General features: G+C 46.0%; 9 protein-coding genes and 4 pseudogenes. 6 read left to right on the forward strand and 7 right to left on the reverse strand.

What is annotated here, in order from left to right; translation table 11 throughout:
- Positions 1–66: 66 nt before the first annotated feature.
- From AC0YNZ_RS24965 to ppc, 3 genes are all read right to left on the reverse strand, one after another.
- Positions 67–1200 (reverse strand): S1C family serine protease, encoded by a 1134-nt coding sequence (locus AC0YNZ_RS24965; protein WP_475829188.1) that lies wholly within the window; start codon positions 1198–1200, stop codon positions 67–69.
- A 237-nt stretch (positions 1201–1437) separates the two neighbouring features.
- Positions 1438–2094, reverse strand: a complete 657-nt coding sequence (locus AC0YNZ_RS24970; RefSeq protein ID WP_475829189.1) for a class I SAM-dependent DNA methyltransferase — start codon at positions 2092–2094, stop codon at positions 1438–1440.
- A 188-nt stretch (positions 2095–2282) separates the two neighbouring features.
- The gene (ppc, locus tag AC0YNZ_RS24975; RefSeq protein WP_475829190.1) at positions 2283–5087 is read right to left on the reverse strand and encodes a phosphoenolpyruvate carboxylase; all 2805 of its coding nucleotides are present in this window, start codon (positions 5085–5087) and stop codon (positions 2283–2285) included.
- 674 nt (positions 5088–5761) lie between these two features.
- On the opposite strand from ppc, the pseudogene AC0YNZ_RS24980 reads away from it, so the two are divergent.
- The 5 genes and pseudogenes from AC0YNZ_RS24980 to AC0YNZ_RS25000 form a co-directional block, all read left to right on the forward strand.
- Positions 5762–6040 (forward strand): annotated as a pseudogene (locus AC0YNZ_RS24980) (Gfo/Idh/MocA family protein); the annotation flags it as partial.
- A gap of 471 nt (positions 6041–6511) precedes the next feature.
- Positions 6512–7555 (forward strand): annotated as a pseudogene (locus AC0YNZ_RS24985) (spore germination protein); the annotation flags it as partial.
- Between the two features lie 33 nt (positions 7556–7588).
- The gene (locus tag AC0YNZ_RS24990; protein ID WP_475829191.1) at positions 7589–8752 is read left to right on the forward strand and encodes a Ger(x)C family spore germination protein; all 1164 of its coding nucleotides are present in this window, start codon (positions 7589–7591) and stop codon (positions 8750–8752) included.
- Positions 8753–8771: 19 nt separating this feature from the next.
- The gene (locus tag AC0YNZ_RS24995; RefSeq protein ID WP_475829192.1) at positions 8772–9017 is read left to right on the forward strand and encodes a hypothetical protein; all 246 of its coding nucleotides are present in this window, start codon (positions 8772–8774) and stop codon (positions 9015–9017) included.
- 24 nt (positions 9018–9041) lie between these two features.
- Entirely contained in the window at positions 9042–10160 is a 1119-nt protein-coding gene (locus tag AC0YNZ_RS25000) for a GerAB/ArcD/ProY family transporter (protein WP_475829193.1), read from the forward strand.
- 149 nt (positions 10161–10309) lie between these two features.
- Here the strand turns inward: AC0YNZ_RS25000 and AC0YNZ_RS25005 are convergent, their stop codons facing one another.
- On the reverse strand, positions 10310–11767 hold the full coding sequence (locus AC0YNZ_RS25005; RefSeq protein ID WP_475829194.1) for a GMC oxidoreductase: 1458 nt from the start codon (positions 11765–11767) through the stop codon (positions 10310–10312).
- A 712-nt stretch (positions 11768–12479) separates the two neighbouring features.
- Here AC0YNZ_RS25005 and AC0YNZ_RS25010 point away from each other — a divergent pair.
- The gene (locus tag AC0YNZ_RS25010; RefSeq protein ID WP_475829211.1) at positions 12480–12827 is read left to right on the forward strand and encodes a Gfo/Idh/MocA family protein; all 348 of its coding nucleotides are present in this window, start codon (positions 12480–12482) and stop codon (positions 12825–12827) included.
- A 605-nt stretch (positions 12828–13432) separates the two neighbouring features.
- Here the strand turns inward: AC0YNZ_RS25010 and AC0YNZ_RS25015 are convergent.
- From AC0YNZ_RS25015 to AC0YNZ_RS25025, 3 genes and pseudogenes are all read right to left on the reverse strand, one after another.
- A complete protein-coding gene (locus AC0YNZ_RS25015) occupies positions 13433–15049 on the reverse strand; it encodes an extracellular solute-binding protein (RefSeq protein WP_475829195.1) in 1617 nt (538 codons plus the stop codon).
- 72 nt (positions 15050–15121) lie between these two features.
- Positions 15122–15223, reverse strand: a pseudogene (locus tag AC0YNZ_RS25020) (carbohydrate ABC transporter permease); the annotation flags it as partial.
- Positions 15223–15480, reverse strand: a pseudogene (locus AC0YNZ_RS25025) (sugar ABC transporter permease); the annotation flags it as partial. The pseudogenes AC0YNZ_RS25025 and AC0YNZ_RS25020, both read right to left, overlap by 1 nt.
- Positions 15481–15789 lie beyond the last annotated feature (309 nt).

The following is a 15789-nucleotide window of genomic DNA, read 5'->3' on the forward strand; positions in this document are numbered from 1 at the left end:
AAAGTTAAAAAGGTCTGGGAGACATGTTCCTCCCAGACCTTCCGCTTGTATGAATTCCGTCTATGATTACAGAGTATTTGTTTTCAGTTTATCCAACACCTTCGAAATGGTCGTTGTCGGAATCGCGAAGCCGATTCCTTGCGCCTCGGCATTAACCGCCGTGTTGATGCCGATAACCTCGCCCTTCTCGTTAAGGAGCGGTCCGCCGGAATTTCCGGGATTGATCGATGCGTCCGTTTGCAGCAAATGCTCATAGTCGTGTTCACCTTGCTCATCGGCTATTGTGATTGGACGTTCTTTTGCACTAAGGACACCCATTGTCAGCGTTTGGTCGAAGCCGTACGGGTTACCGATGGCCATTACCCAGTCGCCGATTTGTGTTTCATCAGAGCTTCCAAGCTTAAGGGAAGGGAACGCTTTGCCGTCAGGACTCTCAACCTTCAGCACAGCCAAATCCAGCTCGTAGCTCGAGCCAAGAACCGTTGCCGTAAGCGGCTCATCGTAGCCCTGAACGGTCACCTTAACCTCCTTCGCATCTGCTATGACATGTTCGTTGGTTAATATATACCCATCCTGTTCAAAGAAAAAACCGGTCCCTGAGCCCGTCAGCTCCAGCTCTGTGCTGCTTTGCTCCTGCTGCTGTTGCTGCTCCTGACCGCCTCTGCCCGATTGACCGCCGCCAAAAAACTGACGGAAGCCGGGATCATTGAACATGGAGGAGGAACGGGCAGGCTCCGCGTAATTTTCTATTTTTACAACCGCTGGACTCGCCGATGCGTAGACAGAGGCAATATCATCGCTTGTGCTGAGTGATGCTGTTGATAAGCCTGCATCCTGCTGGGCCGCACTGCTTGCTACGCTTGAGCCGGTGTTTTGCAGAGTCTGACTGCCCCCGCTGAACAGATTATTTTTATCCGCCAAGTACGAGAAGCCGCCGATCACAATCGCACCAATCAGGAACGATGCCAGCAGCGTTTTGGCAGGGCTTCCTCCCGGACGTTTCGAACGTTTTTCTCCGCCAGCCTCCGGCTTACTTCTATCCTTCTGCAGCCCGAGCTCCTTCTCGTAAGAGGCTCTAAGCTCATTGGTCGATTTGCTGGAATCATAAATATAAGTAGAGACAGGAGCATTATTCGATGTATTAGTTGCTGTATAAGTATCGTTGTTCGCATCCGCGCTGCGTTTGTTATCCTCGTTCATTACTATCATCCCTTCAAGTGTAGGTGTCTGTTTCCTATGTATCTATCATGCAGGATGTACCTTAAACGAAACTTAAGCGGATTATAAATGAACATAAGAAAAAAAGGGTTCAGAAATTTGGGGTTGGCGGGCGGGTCCCAGCCGACCCCTTTGTATTTTATGAAAGAAAACTCGCATTCTGGCCTTGCATTCCTTCCTCGTCCGGCGCAGTGACAATATTGGCTTACAGCGCACGCATCATCTGCCGCTGCCCGGGGATTCCTTTTTAGCATGCATCAACCAGACATAACGATTGAACTGCTGAAAGGAGACAGCGAGGCCATGGTTCCTGCATATTTGTCCGAGCACGTCCAGCGTTGTATAATACTCACTCTGCAAATCCTGAAGCAATTTCATGTAACCTGCCTGCTCTGCACCGGCCTCAATTTGCTTTCGGGTCTCTTCATCCTGAAAGACGGTGTCCGCGAAAATAATTTGTCCGCTCTCATCAAGGAGCGTACTGTATAAAGCGATAGCCCGTTCCTTCTCCGCATCGGTCAAATGATGAAAGGCATAGGTGCTCACGATCGTATCCAGCTGAGCCGGGATTTGCGGGAACTGCAGGAAATCGCCTTCTAAAAGCACAGCGTCTAAGGCCCGCTTTTCAAACAGTCTCCTCATCCCTGCCGACGGCTCAACCGCATACACGCTGCTGCACCGCCGAAGGAGCTTCTCCGTCAGATTGCCCGTTCCGGCGCCGAACTCAAGGACTGTACCGTAGGAGCGCTCCGCTACCGCCTCGAGAATGGCATCATAGCTTTGAAATACTTCCTTGTATTCCTCGTCTTGCCCCTGTACCGTAAGGTCATAAAAATCCGCCCAATGGTCAAATAGATCGATAAATTCTCTCCCCATCGCTTCGTCCATCCTTTCTGAACGATTAATTCCAACTAATTGTATAGAACTAATCATGTATTTCTTCAGCATATGACGGTTGGTCAAAATAGTTCTAGTGAACCTTATGTACTCCTTTCTCCAAAATGCAAAAAAAGCCAGCCACGGTGTTAGCACCATGACTGGCTTTCGTTATATCATTCGTTTTATTAGCCCGTATTCCGAAGGCCTGCAGCAATTCCGTTAATCGTCAGAAGCACTTCGCGAAGCAGCTCCGGATCATCCTCTTCGTTATCACGCAGCGCGCGCAGCTCGGTTAACAGCTGTACTTGCATATAGCTAAGCGGATCGACGTACGGATTACGCAAACGAATCGACTCTTGGATAACAGGAACGTTATCCAGAATTTCCGTTTGACCTGTAATGCTTAGAATAAGCTCGGATGTCAGCTTGTACTCTTGTTCGATTTGCTCAAAAATACGATCGCGGATCGTTTTGTCCTTAATCATATCCGCATATTCCTTCGCAATTACCAAATCTGCCTTAGCCAGCGCCATCTGCAGGTTATCGATAAGCGTGCGGAAGAACGGGAACTTCTCGTACATCGTACGCAGCGTTTCCAGATTGCTTGCATTTTCACTTACAAATTGATTCAAGGCTGTACCCGCAGCATACCAGGCTGGCAGCAGGTAACGGCTTTGCGTCCATGCGAACACCCAAGGAATCGCACGCAAATCCTCGAAGCGATCGCTGTTTTTCCGCTTAGACGGACGGGAGCCAATGTTAAGCTCACCAACCTCAGGCAGCGGAGTAGACTCCTTGAAGTAAGTCAAGAAATCCGGATCGCGGAAAATAAGATCTTGATATTTCGTGAGCGCCGTCTCGGAAATCGAACGCGCAATTTCATCCCACTCGGCTTCTGCTTGCTGCGCTTGCTCTGGATATTTCGCCAAACGCGCTGCCGTAATAAGCGCCCAAGTCGCTTGCTCTAAGCTGCGGTAAGCGATGCCTTGCATCGAATAACGCGACGAAAGCACTTCACCTTGCTCGGTAATTTTGATGCCGCCGCCAATCGTGTGAGGCGGCTGAGCAAGAATACTGCGGTTAAGCGGCATTCCACCGCGGCCAAGAGCTCCGCCACGGCCGTGGAAAAACTTCAATTTCACATCATATTCTTTACCGGCAGCCGTAATTTCTTTCAGCGCCACGCGCAGCTCCCAGTTCGCCGTAACCACTCCGCCGTCTTTGTTGCTGTCGGAGTAACCGAGCATAATTTCGTGCAGGTTGCCGCGAGCCTCTACCGCTTGACGGTAAATTGGCAGCTCGAAAAGCTCCTTCATAATAGCCGGTGCCGCATGAAGATCGTCAATCGTCTCGAAAAGCGGTACCGATTGCAGCGTGCAGCGAACAGAGCCGTCAGCTTCCTTACGGAACAAGCCAACTTCCTTCGCGAAAACCATAACTTCAAGCATGTCACTCGCCGCTTGGGTCATACTGATCAGGTAGCTGGAAATGCAATTGACGCCAAATTCCTGCTGCGCACGATAAATCGTATGGTATACGTTCAAGCATTCACGCGTCGACTCTGTGTAATCCAAATGTCCCGACGTAAGCGGTCTTGGATCGTTCAGGAGACGGTGAAGCAGATCAGTCTTCTCTTCTTCCGATAGCGAGGCATAGTCCGCTACCACGTTCATTTTCGCCAAAATCTCGGACATCGCATTCTCATGCTCTTGGCTGTGCTGACGAACGTCAAGCGCCATGAGATGGAAGCCAAACAATTCAACTTGACGAATAAGCGTAGCGAGTGCCGTATCTGCTACATAATCAGCGTAGTGATTACGCAGACTGCGGTCGATTACAAGCAAGTCCTCGCGAAGCTCGCTCGGGTGATTATAACGCATCGGCGAACCTTTTAGCGATTCATCCCGCGTATTAGCGAGCTTCTCTAGCATAAAGCCCAGCTTAATACGGTAAGGCTCCTTCGTATTTCTCCATAAATCAACACATTTCAGCTCAACATGCTCGCGGTCCGAACGAATCGATTCCACAAGTTCATCCGACACCTCAACCAGGTTTGTGCTGAAGCTGAGCAGACCCATAAGATCTTCAAGCTTCTCTTCGTACTTGCGAATAGCCAGCTGGCGGTGCAGCGTTAGCGTCTCCCAAGTTACCTTCGCCGTTACGGATGGATTGCCGTCACGGTCGCCGCCTATCCAAGAGCCAAAGCGCAAGTAATCCGGTACATGCCAGTTCTCATCCGGGTAATATTTGCTCAGACAGCGCTCAAGCTCTTCATAAACGTTAGGCAGCACCTCGAACAACGTTTCATCAAAATAGTACAAGCCATTACGAACCTCGTCGATAACCGTTGGCTTGCGGTCACGAAGCTCATCGGTCTGCCACAAAATGAGAACCTCATTCATGAGCTTCTCACGCAGCTTCTCGCGCTCGCGATAAGTCAATGTTGGATTATCAAGCTCCATTACATCAATAGCAATCCGTTTGTGAATATCAAGCACCGCACGTCGAGTCGCCTCGGTCGGGTGCGCTGTCATCACAAGCTCAAGAGAAATACCGTTCAAAATATCTTGAACATCCCCGATCGCAATCTCACGTTCCTTCAAATCCTGAATAGCGCTCTCGATCGAGCCGCGCTGTACCGTTTCACCGGCAGAAACCTCGTAGTCGCGTTTCCGTCTAATCCGGTGATTTTGCTCGGCAATATTAACGAGCTGAAAGTAAATAGCAAACGCTCTAATGACTTGATGACGAATTTCCGGACTTAGAGACGATACGTTTTCCTTGAATTGTTCGAATAGTTCCGGCACAAACTCAGCGCGAAGAGCTTTACTTTGCTCACGAATCCGTTCCACAATATCAAGCAGCTCGCGTCCTCCTTGATGGACGAGAACTTCGCCTAGAATATTACCCAGAAACCGGACATCGCGTCGCAGCAAATTGTTAGCCTGCTGCCGATTTGTCGTCAAAGTAGATGCAGATTGATCCGACATACTGTTCCTCCTAAAATTTTGCGAAGCAATGGTCGCTCCGTAAGCTTTAATACACAACATGAACGTTTTTTGACTTCTACCATCATACTACAAAAACCCACAGGGTTGAAGCCCTGAAGCCAATCCTCACAAAAACAGAACAGCGTAATCTGCATAGGATGCTTGCTCTGTTTAGAAGTAAATGATATGTGTAAATATTGGTATCTTCTTTCCGTGAGCAATGGCTCCATCGAACGAATGTTATAAAATAAAAAAAAGTCCTTGAAAGATCAAGGACTTCATCGTTTGTAGTTGGAGCGGGTGATGGGAATCGAACCCACGCTATTAGCTTGGAAGGCTGAGAAATACCCCATTTCTGAACTGTCTCTTCATATTAATACGTTGATTTTACTGCATTTTTCTTTAACCTGTCTGTCAGTAACGTTCAATGAATGTCATTTCAAAATGTACTCTTGCCCCAAATTTGCCCCAATACTATTCGAAATGAAAAGATTAAAAAATGATTGCGATAGGTTGAAAAGCAAACATATGACTACGGCGCGTAATCGAGATGCAGATCGTGACGATTAACGGAATGCACTACGTAAAGCCGCTTGCGAATTCAAGGTTCGCTAAGCGGCTTTTCTCTTTCCACACCCTTCATATATCACTATTATTATTTTTTAACTGCGTTAGTTATTTACGGCAGCAAAGGGATTATAGGTTTAGAGGACAACCCAGCATATTCCTTAGTGGTGCAGTATGCAACCGGAGAAGTTGTAAATTATGAGCTTGGCAAAATTCAGTCGAATAAAGACGGCGGGCAAAATAACACGCATATCGTTGAAAAATTTGTCGACTCCATCGTTCTGGATACAGAACCGCCGGTTTCCGGTGAGGAAGGCATGAAATCATTGGCGGTTATTTTGGCAGCGCTGAAGTCGAAGGAAACCAAACAAATTACACGCGTGTAGATGCGGTTTCCAATACAATCGCTCTTATGTGCAGCGTTTCAATTAGCTGCCGAGAGAGCTTAAACATCAGGAGCGAATCTTTTTTTGAGGGATGAGTATAAATACGGGATAGACTTTCAGCCATTACGGAATACGCTTTCTCCGCGCGATGAAATTTCACGCAAATTATTATGGGAGTGACACCGCTTGAAGCATTTGACTAATGGGTCTCTGATTGGAAGAGACAAGGAAGCGGCCAAATAACAAAGAAGTAGCAAACGCTAAACGCTATAGAAAAGTAAATATGACCGATTCCTTTCGGGGGATCGGTCTATTTGTTTTTATTCCCCAATTCAAACAAGCGGATTCCTTTTCTCATGAGGATTTTCATTCCATACCGTTACTTTTACCATTTTAAAAACCACTCCTCGTCGTTTTCTATTCACCTGTAAGAAATGTACGGCGAGCACTTTGATATATAAAAAAAGGCATATTCAGGGGCCTCGGGAGAGCACCGTCGAAAATTTACAAAAAAATCTCGGTCTTCTTCGTATTCGCCTGAAAACGCCTGAATTTAAGCTCGAAACGATTACCGCGGGCGGAAAAACGAAAACGACTGTCGCCTACGGGTACATTGACGGCACCGTTGATCCCGAATTGCTGGCGGAATTCAAAAAAAGAGTGGAGGTAATCAAACAGTTTGAAATATTGGAGACCTCCTATATCGAACAACTAATCGAAGATTCTACGTACTCACCCTTTCCCCAGCATCGGTATACGGAACGGCCGGACGTGGCGGTGGCCGCCATGCTGGAAGGAAAGATAGCCGTCCTGGTTCAAGGTACGGGCGGTATTTTAATATGCCCAGGTTTATTCTTGGAATTTTTCCAATCCAGTGAAGATTATTATCAGAGAACGGTAATTTCGACTTTGATTCGGTGGCTTCGAATCATCGCTTTTTTCATGGCTTTGACACTGCCCAGCATCTACATCGCTTTATCGACATTTCACATTGAGCTTATCCCTACCGTATTGCTTCTTGCGATCATCGATGCGCGGGAAGGGATACCGCTGCCCGCTTTTTTTGAAGCGCTGATGATGGAATTTTTCTTTGAGCTGCTCCGAGAGGCCGGGGTTCGGCTCCCGAAACCGGTCGGCTCCGCGGTAAGCATCGTTGGGGCGCTTGTCATTGGGGATGCGGCAATCAGCGCAGGGATCGCTTCTCCTTTCATGGTCATCATTGTCGCCGCTACGGGGATCGCCTCCTTTGCGATTCCCCAATACAGTATCGCCACTGCACTTAGGGTAATAAGATTTCCGCTCATGATTTCTGCAGCTCTTTTGGGCGGCTTCGGGATGATGATTTGTTTTATATTTATTTTACGTCATCTTTGTAAGCTTCGCTCGCTTGGACAACCCTATTTTGCACCGTTTGGTCCATTTCGGCTTTCCGAGCTGCGGGACGTTTTGATTCGGGTTCCTTTAAAAGTGCTTTTACGCACTCCCCGGAAACAATTGCCCAAAACCGATAAGTAACCCATCAATCTGTTAACGGAAGGAGGAGGCACAATGAAAGGATTGACGATTCTTCTCTTCTTTTCAGCTTTTCTCATGATCCTTCCCGGGTGCTGGAGTAAAAGTGAGCTTACCGAGTTCGGATTGGTTATGGGAGTCGCACTGGACCGCGGGAAAGATGGAAATATCGATATGATTACGCAGGTTTATCGCCCCAAAGCGGCTCAAGGGGAAAAGAATGCTTCAAGCGGAGGCTCCTCCTCTAATCTAAATATTAAGACGTCGGATCGTTCCGTCTTGGAGGCGATTCGCGATATTCCGATTCATTTGGGCAGAAAAGCCCAATTTAGCCATATGCGCGTTATTGTGATCGGGGAGAAGCTTGCCAGAACCGTTGACATCGGAAAGCTCCTCGACATCTTTTACCGGGACCATGAGCCGAGGGTCACCGTATCACTCATCATTGCGAAAGGATCTGCGGGGAATCTGCTGAAAAAACAACCGATTATTGAGCAGACGTCGGGACAGCAGCTTTTGCGTGTCAAGAAAGCGGCCTACCTTACTTCCTCTAAAACGATGGATACCTCTCTTTTAGATTTGGTACAGCAATATTTAAGCCCGCATAATGACTCCTTCGTTTCTTACGTATATGAGGACAAGCATACAAAGGAAATGTTTTCGGCAGCTGGCCTTGCTCTTCTTAAGAAAGGGAAAATGACGGCAATCCTATCTCCAGAAAGAGTAAAAGGTCTTATCATGCTGCGAAACGAGTATAAATCGGGCATAATCGTAATCCCCTGCAAGGGCAATAAAAATGAAACGGAGTCCGGGGAAATCCTTCACTTGAAAACCCAAATAAAGCCTAAGTTTAATGGGGGGAAGGTTACCGTATCCGTTACGGCACGGGGGGATACGGCGATCGGGGAATTAAAATGCACGAACATCAAAACAAAAGAGGATGAGGCCATCTTCATTCGAGAACTGGAAGAAGTGCTGAAGAAGCAAATGCTTGATTCGATTCGTTTTCTACAAAGCAAAAAAATGGACGTCATCGGGATCGGAAACCTGATCTATAGAAACCATCCCCAACAATTCTATCGGCTGAAAGAAAACTGGGACGACAAATTTGCGGAAATCCCTTTTGATATTCAAGTCAAATTGAGGCTGGTTACAAGCGGTACCACAATAAACAATCCCACATTATCCGATGCAAAGTAGAGGGAGGGTGTTACCGCTTATGATGGAAAGAATCATTGTTCTGATCGTCATGTTTGGCTCCTTGATGCTGTATGACGGCTTTCATTTGAAGACCAACGGAAACAAGAAGGAGAAAGCCATCTATTTGATTCTCATGCTCGCCTCTTTATACATGGGAATTGATTATGTGGTGAATAGAAATTGGGTTGACTATTATGATTTGATCGGACCCATATTTTCGGAAACGGCCCGACAAATTGAAGAATTTTTGACGGTCCACAAATAAAGGTGACAGTATACGGGGGAAAGCATGAACAAGCAACAGACGATCAGTCCCATACAGTTGGGCGTTATCTTTTTCACTTATATGACTGGTTCTTCCATCATTAATATGCCGGGGCCGCTCATTGGAAGAGCGAATAACGGAGCGTGGTTGTCCCTTTTACTATCAGGCGGACTTGGGTTTTGTATGTTGGCTTGTATTCTTTTCCTGCACCGCCGATATCCGAGCTTGACCTATGTGGAATACAGCCGAAAATTAATCGGCACAGGGCTGACGATCCTTTTCTCCATCGTTACCTTGTCTTTTATAATTCAAATACAGACTGCGATCGTCATGGATGTCGGTCTGTTTATGGTCAGCTCGATGATGAGGGAAACGCCGGTTTATGTGTTTTCGTTTCTTATCTTTTTCCTATCGGCCTTGACTGCCCGTGACGGACTTGAGGTTATGGCCCGGATGTTTACGCTGATCTCTCTGATTACCGCCTTTTTTATCAGTATGATTCTGCTGCTGGCTATGACCGAGTATAAGCCGGCTTTTCTGCTTCCGATTATACCGGACGGGATTAAGCCTGTGATCCATGGCGCCGTATTCACATTCGGTTTTCCTTATTCCGAAATCTTTCTGATTTCGATGCTTCTGCCGTACGTCAATAAGCGTTCATCCAAGCAATTATCCCGCACCCTGATTGTGGCTTTGGCCATGAATATTGTCATCTTATGCCTATCTAGTGTTTGCGCGATTATGGTATTTGGACCGTTCGCCGGTAAAAATCATTACGCACTGTTTCGCGTCGCGCGTCTAGTCGAATTTCAGGAAATTATCCAAAGAATCGAATCGATTATCGGCATATCGCTCATTTTGGGTTCTTACATGAAAGCGACGGTTACGTTGTATGTACTGAGCTTATATGTGAGCCAGCTGTTCCTGCTTAAAGACCATCGAACGATCGTTATGCCGGTGGCGATGCTCTGTTTAATGATTACGCTCGTTGGCTATGACGGAGAGACGGAGTGGGGGGAAATCATTGCGACTTTTCATCCGTTATGGGCGATGCTGGCCTTTGTTTTGCCGCTGCTAATTCTGACAGTTGTCGCTTTGTTTAAGAAGGAAAGGCAGAAAAACGAAATACAGATTAAGACCTGAAAGGAGCGCCAAAGCAGGTCGCTCCAATAACATCTAGTATTGTTATATTTATCTATCGGGCAAAGTGAAACCAGCCTTGGGCGGTGGGCAACGGAGGAGCCCAAAAAAAGGAGCTGCCGCGCGGCAAGCTCCTCAACAATCGTTTCCGATCATGCCTTCGTTTGGCTGACAATATAATCTGCTGTCCGAATCGCCAAAGCGACGGTCGTCAGCATCGGGTTGGCCGGTCCGGATAGGCGGACGACGCTGCTATCGGCGACGAACAGGCCGGGAATATCGTGGATTTGACCGTAGGGATCGGTTGCGGAAGTCTCGGGATCAAGACCCATCCGACAGGTGCCGCATTCATGATTATCTTCCCCGGGCGCGATCATCCAGGGTTCCGTTTCAAAATCCAAACGCATGCCGCCAACCGCGCTTCGCATCGTTCTGAACATTTCAGGGATCCTTGCCCGATCCTGATTGCTGTAAGAGAAGTTCACTTGCAGGCGCGGGATGCCATACTCGTCCTCTGTTCCAGGTTCAAGGTATACACAGTTTTCATATCGCTGTTCCACCGTTCCTCCACAGACAAATCTTAATTTCAGTTCATCCAAAATCGGTTTTTGTTCATAGGAATACCAAAAGTAGTCAAAGGGATCTGTCCCGAAACCGTACATAATCATCCACCGATTTCCGGGTACAGGAATCCATAGACTGGCTACGCCTGCCACTTCACCGAACTGCCTCCGTGTTCCTTTGACATTCGCAAACACTTTCATATGATTTACTAAATAATGCCCAATGGCGCGTCCGGGAATGCCGGAGTGAAGAAGAAGCCGTGGGCTCTCCCATGCGCCGCAGGAGAGGATGACCGTTTTGGCTCGAATCGTGTAGGATTTCATGTCCGGGGTCATCACTTTGACACCGATGGCTTTCCCTTTGTCTGTCAAAACTTGAACCGTGCGCGTATTAACTGCCAAATCGAAAGGTCTCATATTCAGCGCATAGGACAAAAAAATAATCGAGCTAAAAAAAACATTCGAATGAATTTGCCCATACCTGGTAGAATCAAGATCTGCCGCTAATGGAGTATCGGTCGCCCCGGGAAATCCGTTAGAACGAAGGCGGTAGAGCAGCGTGTCTTGAATCGAGGACCCTGCGGCGTACCTTGTGGTTACATTCATGATTTGTTCGGCGGTCAAATAGTAAGGAACAAGCTCGTCATAAGTAATCGGCCAGGACTGGAAATCTTCCGGATGTAGCCGGGGAGAGACCAAGTACCATTGAAGCGTTCTTCCGCCTAACGCTCTTATCATTCTGGCGCCGGGGTATTCCGGCCAAGACTTTCCGATATTCTCCGTATGTAGCGGATTTTCAAAATATCTTATGAAACGTTCGTCATTCATCGTCGGGATATTCCGTCCGTGCGTCGGCAATAAAAGGGGTCCCGACTCGATCATTCCGACCCGTTTGCCGTTCTTTCCCCATTGCTGGCATAATCTCCAGAGCGCGGCCCCTCCTCCTGCTCCACTGCCGACAATAATCACATCATAATCGGTTTGCGCCATTTTCTCGACCGGAGTCAGAGGAATCCAATCATCCATGCTTTCGGTAGAACTATTCATTGCGAATCACGACCTTTCAACAGGATGAAACGATCCCGGCGGATACGAAAGAACAATAATTACGCTAATTCCACGGGGCCGCGGATCAACAATCTCCGCAAGCTGTCCGCCGCTTTGCTGAATCCCTCCAACCCGTCCATCAGCGGATCATGTTGTTCAATGTGAAAACCGCCCCTATATCCGACCATTTGGAGGGCGCTTATAATATTGGACCATGTTTTTAGGTCATGCCCGTATCCACCGCTTATTTCAACTGCCGGATTAAATGATCCGCAGTACGAATCGCCAGAGCAACCGTCGTTAATGTCGGGTTCGCTGCTCCGATCGAAAGCAAAAGAAGCAGCGTATGTTGTGGTCCGCAAATATATAAAAAATACTAGCAATGTTTCTCAAATTTCTCTATTGATTCTCTGCTGGAACCAAAAAAATAATAAAAAGAACATCCCAAGTTGCCGTGTAGTACATCAAAACTTTGCCTGTTTTGAATGCTACTTTGGGTAATTGTCCATTAATTATATTAAAATTAGTGGTTTCTGATCATGTAGAATGACTGTTAGTCGAGAAGTTTATCGAGGAGACCAACATAGGAATTTCGAGCGGTGCAATAAAATCAAAGCAGTTCAGTTACAAGTACTACATTCATAAGAATCGGTATGAATGAATGCATATCCTATAGGGGGACAACCGTATCAAACGAGTAAAGGCAGCTGTTATTGGCTTAGGATTCATCGGTAAAGTGCATATAGAAGCTATGAGAAGGTTAGGCTACGTAGATGTGGTCGCAATCGGTCAGAGCAATCAGGAAAAGGCGAATCAATATGCTGAGGAGCTGGACATTTCAAAAGCGTATGGAAATTATATGGATCTTCTGCAGGATGAGGAGATCGAAGTTATTCACAATTGCACGCCCAATCATCTGCACCACGAGATTAATAAGCAGGCACTGATGCACGGCAAGCATCTGCTATCGGAGAAGCCGTTAACGCTATTAAGCAAGGAAGCCAAGGAGCTTTATCGAGGTGATTTTGAGGGATGTCTTCCTCCAAATAGGCAAAGTTGATCCATGGTATATTGAATGTACAAAGAAACCGTTCCCTTCGTAAATGGTTGGTCGCACTTCCATTTTACCAAAGAACGGTTTCTTTTTGTTTTGTTTTAAACGAAAAACAGGGCTGGCCCTTAGGTCGTTCATTCAGACCTTTTGGGACAGCCCCTTAAAATTTTCGCTGCATTTAACGTCTGATTAGATAAACTTGTAAGTCGTTTAGCAGATTCCGCAACCACTTTGGAGGGATCGATTACAAGTGTTGCTTGGCGTATATAAGATTGCAAAGGATAATTTTCATTTTTGGTCATCAACACCAAAACCTAAAAAAACTCATTCCAATGACCTGCAATTGTAAACACAAGTATCGTTGCAAAGCACAGGTGTAGACAATGGCAAAAAGATACCGAAAAGAATACGCTATGGTCCTGCTCCATCAATTAGTGCGGATTCTTCCATCTCCTTCGGTAAATTTCTAAAGAAATTCATAACCAGTCTTGAGTAGGTCGAGGTATGATCGCTATTATTAAGCAGTGCCACCAGCGAGTAAGCTTGTCGTTATATTGATAACTCTGCTCCGCAGTAATTAGTCTGCGGGGCAGAGGGAAATCAGTTGAAATTTATTTTACATCCATGTATCGATTGTACGCATCATCATAGATTTTAATCAGCTTTTTGAGTCCCATATCATTTAGTTTATTCACGTATGCATCCCACTCTTCATCGATACCGCCTTTTATTACCCATTGGGCACAGGTACTTGCAATGTAGCTATCAATATCCGTTATAAGGGTAGGAAGTTCTTGGTATTCTTCTGTTGCAAACACGACATACGGGAATGGCTGTGTTACGTAATCTTTACCCAGCTTATCGATTTGCAATTTCAGCCCATCTCCGGTTTTCGGATCGAGTTTGATCTTCTTGTCAAAGCTGGTACTCACATATTTAGGTCCGAAAGATCGAAGGGAATTGTCCCAGTACCATGCGTCTGCACTGGTTCCTTGCGGTGGATTCATCAGCGTGTAAGTACCGTCGCTGTTCTTGTTAATGGCGGTACCTATGGCACCCCAAAAATTCTGAATACTTGCTTCACCTGTATAGAACTGGTCCGCCCAACGGGCAGCGACTTCCGGATTCTTGCTAAAGGTTGTAATCAACATCTGATTACGAGTAATTCCTGAAGAAGGGTTGCCTTGCTGATAACGTTTTCCATCCAGACCTGCAATGGGTGGAATGGCTTCATATTGATTCCCCCATTTACCAAAAACAGCGTCCGGCGTCCACTGATAATCAAATCCCACAAGAGGTGCATCTGGATTTTGCCTCTTTGCGTTCAACATAGTCTTATCCTGTGTAAAAGACTCTTTGTCGATTAAGCCCTCCGCATATAATTTATGTGCCCACTGAAGGCCAGCCTTATACTCCTTAGAAGTAGGATAGTACACCGGCTTGCCGTCCTTGATCATCATATGATTTGCTTGGTCCAAGACGCCAAAAGGAGCGATGAAATTCACGCTAAAATCTCCGGAAAAGCTAATTGGAATTTCGTCATGCTTTCCGTTCCCATTGGGATCTCCTTCTTTAAATGCTTGAAGAGCATTGTAGAGTTCATCCATGTTAGTAGGAGTTTTCAGCCCCAAGCGGTCCAGCCACTCTTTATTGATAATCGGCTGACTTATCGACACGGGCTGCGCTGGCCCCCTCGCGGGTAGAGAATAAATCTTCCCGTCCGGAAAAGTACTGGCTTTCTTCAGTTCCGGGTTTTCTTTCATAGCTGCTTTCAGATTTGGCATATATTTATCAATATAATCATCTAGCGGGCGAAAAAAACTTATATTGTTGACGATATCTGAATCCCCAAATGCCAGATCACCTAAAATAACATCCGGTAACTGGCCGCTGGCTAACATGACCGATTTCTGGGTATCCCATTCGTTGGAGGACACCACCTGCCAATTGATTTTTACGTTGGTTTTCTTCTCCAGATTTTGTAGCCATGTGTTTTTTGTGAAGCTATCTCCCATATTGCCCCAACGAATGGTCAGTACATCCAACGTAACCGGTTTATTGACAATCGGCAAACCCTCTTGATTAAAATTGCTGCCCGTATTGATCGCGGCTGAACCCGCATTATCTGCTGTACAGCCACAACCCGCAAGGACAAAAACAAGTGTAGAAGTCAGGGTCAAACCGACCAGTATTTTTTTTATTATTACGTTTTTCGAATTTTTTCTCATGCAAAATCCCCCAATTTTTTTTAACTTTCATTCCTTTTAATCGTGTCCTAAAAGTCCAGTTTTCAGCATACTCTATGACTTTACTGCGCCAATCATCACCTCTTTGTTAAAATACTTCTGAATAAACGGATAGATGCACATGATTGGGATAGTCGAAACAATGATAACAGAATGAAAAAACGCTTAAATTGATTTTTTCGCATTTGATTAACTACCAATGCAAATATGATCGGAATTGGAAACGTAGCAAAGCTGTAAAGGCTTATAAACAACGTATTTTTGATTGTGATAGAGAATTGGTAGGAATGAAAGTACTTTTCAAAGTACTTAAAACCTGCCCATGGACTATCCCAAATCCCTAAAGCAGGGCTAAAATCTTTAAAAACGATAATTACCCCATATATCGGCTTGTAGGTAAAACAAAGGAGCAGGACTGTGGCTTAATTGGCTGGTTCTCATAGACAATCCCTCTTCTCCCATCCATGTATCTTATTGACTCTATACTTCCAAGTTCATGATATTACTGTATCGCTGAACTCAAAATTTATTATAAAATCTTATTCTCGTGATATTTGAACATAATTAAGGTGTTATCCAGACATTTGTGATTACCTATTTTTAAAAAATCCAGTCTTCAACAATGTCAAGACAAAATTCATGACAGTATCCAGACCTTTCATAGCACTTTCCGGACCTTGCGGTAAAGATCTCATCCTCATACTTGAGGATATAAAGCCAGA

This window comes from Paenibacillus sp. J2L1-98, from assembly GCF_056269405.1.

Excerpts from the sequence above, each read along its gene's own strand:
- AC0YNZ_RS24965 (WP_475829188.1), bottom strand. The coding sequence starts at position 1,200 with ATGAACGAGGATAACAAACGCAGCGCGGATGCGAACAACGATACTTAT.
- AC0YNZ_RS24970 (WP_475829189.1), bottom strand. The coding sequence starts at position 2,094 with ATGGGGAGAGAATTTATCGATCTATTTGACCATTGGGCGGATTTTTAT.
- ppc (WP_475829190.1), bottom strand. The coding sequence starts at position 5,087 with ATGTCGGATCAATCTGCATCTACTTTGACGACAAATCGGCAGCAGGCT.
- AC0YNZ_RS24990 (WP_475829191.1), top strand. The coding sequence starts at position 7,589 with ATGAAAGGATTGACGATTCTTCTCTTCTTTTCAGCTTTTCTCATGATC.
- AC0YNZ_RS24995 (WP_475829192.1), top strand. The coding sequence starts at position 8,772 with ATGATGGAAAGAATCATTGTTCTGATCGTCATGTTTGGCTCCTTGATG.
- AC0YNZ_RS25000 (WP_475829193.1), top strand. The coding sequence starts at position 9,042 with ATGAACAAGCAACAGACGATCAGTCCCATACAGTTGGGCGTTATCTTT.
- AC0YNZ_RS25005 (WP_475829194.1), bottom strand. The coding sequence starts at position 11,767 with ATGAATAGTTCTACCGAAAGCATGGATGATTGGATTCCTCTGACTCCG.
- AC0YNZ_RS25015 (WP_475829195.1), bottom strand. The coding sequence starts at position 15,049 with ATGAGAAAAAATTCGAAAAACGTAATAATAAAAAAAATACTGGTCGGT.